This is a genomic window from Nostoc sp. NMS4 (genome assembly GCF_017115095.1).
In the GTDB taxonomy this organism is placed as follows: domain Bacteria; phylum Cyanobacteriota; class Cyanobacteriia; order Cyanobacteriales; family Nostocaceae; genus Nostoc.
In genome coordinates this window covers 1-5,804 of the sequence record NZ_JABXKI010000075.1, presented here as the reverse complement: position 1 = coordinate 5,804, position 5,804 = coordinate 1, and the positions used below count along the sequence as shown (strand labels likewise).

At 42.6% G+C, this 5,804-nt stretch carries 8 protein-coding genes; 3 read left to right on the top strand and 5 right to left on the bottom strand.

The window, feature by feature from the left end:
- The 3 genes from HWQ37_RS04135 to HWQ37_RS04125 all read left to right on the top strand — a co-directional run.
- A partial coding sequence (locus HWQ37_RS04135; protein WP_292744141.1) for a hypothetical protein occupies positions 1-2,279 on the top strand: 2,279 nt, incomplete at its 5' end.
- A 57-nt stretch (positions 2,280-2,336) separates the two neighbouring features.
- Positions 2,337-3,269, top strand: a complete 933-nt coding sequence (locus HWQ37_RS04130) for a hypothetical protein (protein ID WP_292744138.1) — start codon at positions 2,337-2,339, stop codon at positions 3,267-3,269.
- A 403-nt stretch (positions 3,270-3,672) separates the two neighbouring features.
- Entirely contained in the window at positions 3,673-3,822 is a 150-nt protein-coding gene (locus HWQ37_RS04125) for a photosystem I reaction center subunit VIII (protein WP_292744136.1), read from the top strand.
- A gap of 178 nt (positions 3,823-4,000) precedes the next feature.
- Here HWQ37_RS04125 and HWQ37_RS04120 read toward each other — a convergent pair whose 3' ends face one another.
- The 5 genes from HWQ37_RS04120 to HWQ37_RS04100 form a co-directional block, all read right to left on the bottom strand.
- Positions 4,001-4,120 carry a photosystem II reaction center protein J gene (locus tag HWQ37_RS04120; RefSeq protein WP_012411803.1) on the bottom strand — a complete coding sequence of 40 codons (120 nt, stop codon included), beginning with the start codon at positions 4,118-4,120 and terminating at the stop codon, positions 4,001-4,003.
- 69 nt (positions 4,121-4,189) lie between these two features.
- Positions 4,190-4,312 (bottom strand): photosystem II reaction center protein L, encoded by a 123-nt coding sequence (locus HWQ37_RS04115; RefSeq protein ID WP_094332364.1) that lies wholly within the window; start codon positions 4,310-4,312, stop codon positions 4,190-4,192.
- An 8-nt stretch (positions 4,313-4,320) separates the two neighbouring features.
- The gene (gene psbF / locus HWQ37_RS04110; RefSeq protein WP_012411801.1) at positions 4,321-4,458 is read right to left on the bottom strand and encodes a cytochrome b559 subunit beta; all 138 of its coding nucleotides are present in this window, start codon (positions 4,456-4,458) and stop codon (positions 4,321-4,323) included.
- A gap of 9 nt (positions 4,459-4,467) precedes the next feature.
- The gene (gene psbE, locus HWQ37_RS04105) at positions 4,468-4,716 is read right to left on the bottom strand and encodes a cytochrome b559 subunit alpha (protein WP_292744133.1); all 249 of its coding nucleotides are present in this window, start codon (positions 4,714-4,716) and stop codon (positions 4,468-4,470) included.
- 263 nt (positions 4,717-4,979) lie between these two features.
- Positions 4,980-5,804 (bottom strand): photosynthesis system II assembly factor Ycf48 (locus HWQ37_RS04100; protein WP_292744130.1); only part of this gene is annotated, 825 nt, incomplete at its 5' end.

Sequence of the window (5,804 nt, the reverse complement as noted above, 5' to 3'; positions counted from 1 at the left end):
TTATCGATGAGCCTGTAAGTCCTGTGTGGCTGAAAGGAGAGACGGCAGAGCAGATTTTACAAAATTTAATAGATTTAGCTTTACCCGCCTCTGAACTGCTGCCTAAAGATGAAAAGGTTACAGATTTTTGGGCAGCACAACTACCGCCACCATTACTGCTAACTTTAAGTCAGGATAATTATATTGCTCGTTGGGGACAAGCTCTTATAATCAACGGGTACATAGAATTTCAAGAAGAGACAAATCTAGATTGGGGTGAAACATTATCTCCAAAAAGCTTACACGCGCTTGAACTAGAAATTGAACTGCGATCGCCCAAGAACTCGAAAATATTGACCAAAGCACGGCAACCTTTATCAGATAAGGAGTTGCCCTTTAGCCTCAATACCTCAATTGATATTCCTGCTGATTGTGAATCCAAGCTAATTTTGGCAGATATCAATTTGTATGGTAAATTCGCTAATGCTGGTGAAGTCATTCGGTTAGCCAGCCAGTCTTTTACAATTACAGCAGATGTAACGGAATTACTGGCAATCACAGCCGCAGCAAAATATAGTACATCTTTATATAACCCCATAACATCATCGGACTCATCTGCTGCTTTCACAGAAACAGAGACACCTGTTAGGCTCGATTTGAAACTATTAAATCTGGTCAAAACTCCGAAAACAGACCAGTCTCAGATAGTTAATCTATCCCCAAACACACCTCTACCACCGCAAATTAACCTGCAAGTTTTGCGAGAAGCTAACCTGCGGACATCTAAGCTGAAGAATTCAAGCATTTCATTGCCTCAATTACCGAAATTGCCCCCTATTCAAAGTGATGCAAACATTCCCACAGATGTTGTTGCAGAACCAAAGACACCGGAGGAGCTTGTAGAAAAGGATGCTACTATAGCCACCATCAACTTGGAGCAGTTGGTCATCAAGCAACGTCGAATGCCAATACTTGAGACTACTTTGCCATACTTGAAACGGTTACAAGCTTCGCCAGATGATGCAGAAGAAAAAGTAAAAAACAATGTTCCTCCAGATGTATTGGAAGTTAAAGCGGCTGAAGACTTGCCAAAGTTAGACGTAACTGTGGCTGAAGATGAAAATACATCTGAATTAGTAGGTGATGCACAATTCCAGGAAGAATCTGTTTCTGAAGTAATAGCCGCACAAAATGAACAATTTCAGGAAGAATCTGTTGCTGAAGTAATAGCCCCGCAAAACGCACAATTCCAGGAAGAATCTGTTTCTGAAGTCGTAGTCCTGCAAAACGCACAATTCCAGGAAGAATCTATTGCTGAAGTCGAAACCCCGCAAAATGGACAATTAATTACAACCGGAAACCTTTATTCATCTCCCCTACTCAGGAAGTGGATGCAGAGCCAAGGATACTCTTTGCCTGAATCTATCAACGATCTGCAACCTCAAGATTACAATAATTATGTTGCACCACAGCAGATACCCCTTCCTCCTAGTGCAGAAAATGCGAAGTTAGACCTAGATGCCAACACAGAGAATAATCTGAGCGAAGGTTGGAGAAGTTCACAACTTATCCTGACTGAAACGCGCAAGGAACAAGAGACATGGGAAGAAGTCGAAGAGTTGGCTTCTGAACTGGAGAAGTTTGGGGAAGATATAGACACAGCGCCGGAAATGGAACTGGGGATTGGAGAAGATACGGAAATAGAAAAAGTCCTAGAAGAACCAACAATCTCATCGGCTCTGTTAACACAAGTACCGCCCCCTCCTCCTCCGATAAAAATAAATATAGCGTCAGCTTGGTTGGCGCAAGAAATCGTTGTAGATGATACAGATACCGAACTGGAAGGCGATACAACTGAGAGTTACACCTTTGAAGAAAAGGAACAACCATTGTTATATTCATCTACTTCCTTACCTATAATTGCGGCAGCCACTGAGCCTTTGCCAACTCCACATTTACATGTACCAGAAGGCGAATTAATTGCTGGCAAGTCGGTTATAGTGCGCGTAGTACTGCCGGAAGTACCTCTGCAAGTTGTCGTCAAGTTATGGCTTGAAGATTATCAAACTCGCTACTTACTAGATGGCCCCCATTTATTGACAAATTTACTTCCTAATGCATCGGGAGATTTGGAAGTGATGACACAATTAAACATTCCCTTTGGCTGTTTGGAAATTCGCTTAGGAGCGATCGCACTCGATCTTACAACCCAACAGGAGAGTCACAAAGTCACAATAGTACGAACTGTCATTCCTCCAGACTTGCCAAACTTGCAGCTAGATGAACTCCTGAGTATGTGAGGTGGTACGGGGAGGTTTTGGTAAAGGTTGAAGTCAAAAAAATCATGGAGGGCTGCAATGAGTGGGTTTTGGAATTATACTTACTGCATTCATTGTGATGATCTGACACTAATCGAGCAAACACTAACCCGCATTCTTGAGCAAGAAGGCTGTCGGCGTGTCCCTTTACCGATCCTTCCTAACGATGATATTGAGAAATTGCGTAGTAAACCTCGGTTATTATGCAACGAATTATGGGTAATTGGCCTATTCGTTGGAGCATTTGGATGGACAATTATCAAAGTATTGCCAGAGCAATTACTATGCCGTCGGGCTAGAGATGCTGATCGCCCCCGATTATCTCAATTAGCAATGCATATTAATAGTGATGCTTTTTATGTCGGTTGCAGCGAAGTAGAAGATATTCTTATGGAAACCGATGCCAAGGGTGGCATTTTCATCTCTGGTGACGTTGATGATTTCTCAGGAGAAGATAAATTTTTTGAGGAGCCGATTAATCTCGTAGAGCGTATCCAGTCGTTAGAGCATCTTAAGCAGATGTACTCAACAGAGCCTCAGCGATTTTTCCTGTTAAATGTTCCAGAGGAAATACAAAGAGCAGAGCCAAAACTGAAACAGGAGCAAACTCAAAGATTTAAACAGTGGCAGGAACAGTTTTTAGATGATTATGCCAAACAGCATTATCCTTTAATCACATCTGATGAGTTGGAAAAGTGGAAAGTAAGGTTTAAGGAGAATAAAGATCAGCTATTTAAGCAAAAAGGAGGAAAAAAATTATTTCGAGCTTGGTCTTATGCTTATGAATGGCAGGATTTTAGAGAAATGCCTAGTGGCTTTCAAGTATTTGACACAGCTATAGGGCGATTGTTGGGCGGAACACCTAACTACTGGCATCTAAGAAATGAACCTTTAGTTTACCGTGCCTACACCCAGCAAGTACAGCTAGAAGCTGATGGAGCGCGGCTATTGTACTTTCGACCTATCCAATAAATTCAGTTTTAGAAACCACGAAGATATTCTTCCCAGTTTATGATAACTGTCACTGAATTCACTCATAAAGATTTTAGATTAAGAGCTTCAGGGGCGGTAGTGCGTAGCTTGCCACTTTAAGCATCGCTGATTTCCCTATTCAGCTAGAGGTAGAAGTCCCAGCACTCTCAAAACTGGACAATCAATTAGACAGACTTAACAACCTAGCAGACAACAGCAAAAAGCTTACAGTATCAAGTCTTATGATTGGACTGGCTGAGAAAATGATGGATTATATGGCGAATAGGCGATCGCGGCCTCATATCTTCCCCAGTGTTAAAAATATGAAAGAATTTCAAAAATTTGGCAGAATTTGCAGTAAGCTCATTTTGAATTGTAGTGTCATTTGATAGGAACCTTTACTATGGCAGCTTCTTTTTTGCCTACTGTCTTGGCTAGTACTTCGTACTTGTCTGCTATCTTCATTCCCATAATTGGTTGGGTTTTGCCAGGAGCGATCTTCGCGTTTCTGTTTTTATACATTGAAAGCGACGATATCAGCGATATCAACTAATAGTGATGTAGTCATTAGTCATTAGTCATTTGCAAAAAACAAATGACAAAGGACAAATGACTAATGACCAAAATTAATACCGCCCATCTCATAGAGACAGGCGGTTTTTTTTAACGTTGATTTCTCAACAAATGCTAGAAAATTCTAACTTATAGTGTTCGGTTCAAAGTAACTAATGTTAAATCGAAGAACCGAGTCCGGCATAGGCACCATAAAAGAAAATGCCCAAGACTGTAATTATACCTAAACCTGCGATCGTAGCGACGACCCACAGGGGAATTCTCCCACTTCCAGACACAGCTTCTCTCCTCCCTTAACAACAAATCAACACACGTTAATAAACCAAGATTAACAAGAGTACTTCTAATTAGTTAAAGAAGTAACTGGAAAACAGAATCCCTAGAACGAAAACTAGTAGTAGTCCCAGGTATAGCGAAGTCCGGTTTAGTTCAACCGGTTGATTATTGGGATTAGGCGATCTTTCTGCCATAATTGCTCCTAACGATGAATAAATTGCATTGCGGCGATCGCGCCTAAAAAGAATACAGTTGGTACACCTAAAGTGTGAACTGCCAGCCATCTAACGGTAAAAATTGGATAGGTAACTGGTTGATTGATGTTATTGCCGCTAGTCATGATTTCAAACTACTTTCCAATAAATTGTTCAACTTGTTTTTTAGCTTCAAAACGGTTCTTCACAATCGGCACTTCTTGCCGCGCTGCTGTGAAATACTCGTTGGGACGAGGTGTACCAAAAGCATCATAGGCCAGTCCGGTGCTGACAAATAGCCAACCAGCAATAAATAATGCTGGGATGGTGATGCTGTGGATTACCCAGTAACGAACGCTAGTAATGATGTCCGAAAACGGACGTTCTCCAGTGGTACCTGACATTTAGATCCCTACCTTATACATAGAGTGTTATTGAGTTTATTATCCTACAAAGTTAAGAAAGAGTTACAAGTTGCAACGTTCTTCTCAGAAATTAGGTATGGGTTATTGGGCGTTAGGAGTGCTGAGTGCGTTAGGAGTGCTGAGTGCTGAGTGCTGAGTGCTGAGTTAGGAGTTAGGAGTTTTGTTTATCTCCTGATCCCCTTGTCTCCCCTGCCTCCCCTGCTTCCCCTGCTTCCCCTGCTCCCTCATCTCCCTCAACCTAACTAAGCCGCCTTATCTGGAGAAGCTGTTTCCGGGTTTGGTAGATATTTGAGCAAAACGCCGCGATCGCCAATTATAAATCCCCGCTCTGGCTCTAAGAACACAATCTTGTACAAATTAGCTGCAACTTCTTCTATGTCACGGTCTTTTTCCCAGGTTTTGCCACCGTCGCCACTGCGTAGCAAATTACCGCTACCGCCACCTATCCAAATTTCATTGGGTGTGCGATATGCCAAATCCAGTAAACCCATACTGGTGGAGAAGTCTGGATATTTTGCCTCTTGCCATTCTTCAGGTTTAGTTGGGTCGCTAAACTGAACTTGACCTCCTCTAGCTAGCAACCACAATTGCCCATTGTCACCAAAGCCCATGTTTTCTACTCGCCGAGAACTATTGCGGTTATGGGGAACCCAAGCATCTTGGCCTGGTTCCCAAGTCGAGTAGAAGCTACCCTTAGCGGAAACAGCAATATATTTCCCATCAGCAGAACGTTCTAAGTTACGCACCACACCCACTGCTGATTCCACCTGGGCTTTCCAGTTTTTGCCGCCGTCTGTGGTCTTATATATGGCTCCCACATCAGTAGCCATTTCAGCTGTATTATCTGCTAGCGCCTTAACTGCGATCGGGCTACCTGGTAGCTTTTCGCTCAAGGGGATACGCGACCAAGAAGCACCTTCATCGGTAGTATGCAGCAACAGTCCTGGCTCTCCGGCAATCCAGCCTTCTTTACCTGCAAAACTTACTGAGTCAAAGCGATACTTTTGCTCATCAAGTTGCAGTGTTATTGGTTTCCAGGTATTACCACCGTCATTGGTTTCCAACAG

What these genes read in the sequence shown, in the direction of transcription:
- HWQ37_RS04130 (WP_292744138.1), top strand. Translation starts at nt 2,337, where the DNA reads ATGAGTGGGTTTTGGAATTATACTTACTGCATTCATTGTGATGATCTG.
- HWQ37_RS04125 (WP_292744136.1), top strand. Translation starts at nt 3,673, where the DNA reads ATGGCAGCTTCTTTTTTGCCTACTGTCTTGGCTAGTACTTCGTACTTG.
- HWQ37_RS04115 (WP_094332364.1), bottom strand. Translation starts at nt 4,312, where the DNA reads ATGGCAGAAAGATCGCCTAATCCCAATAATCAACCGGTTGAACTAAAC.
- psbF (WP_012411801.1), bottom strand. Translation starts at nt 4,458, where the DNA reads ATGACTAGCGGCAATAACATCAATCAACCAGTTACCTATCCAATTTTT.
- psbE (WP_292744133.1), bottom strand. Translation starts at nt 4,716, where the DNA reads ATGTCAGGTACCACTGGAGAACGTCCGTTTTCGGACATCATTACTAGC.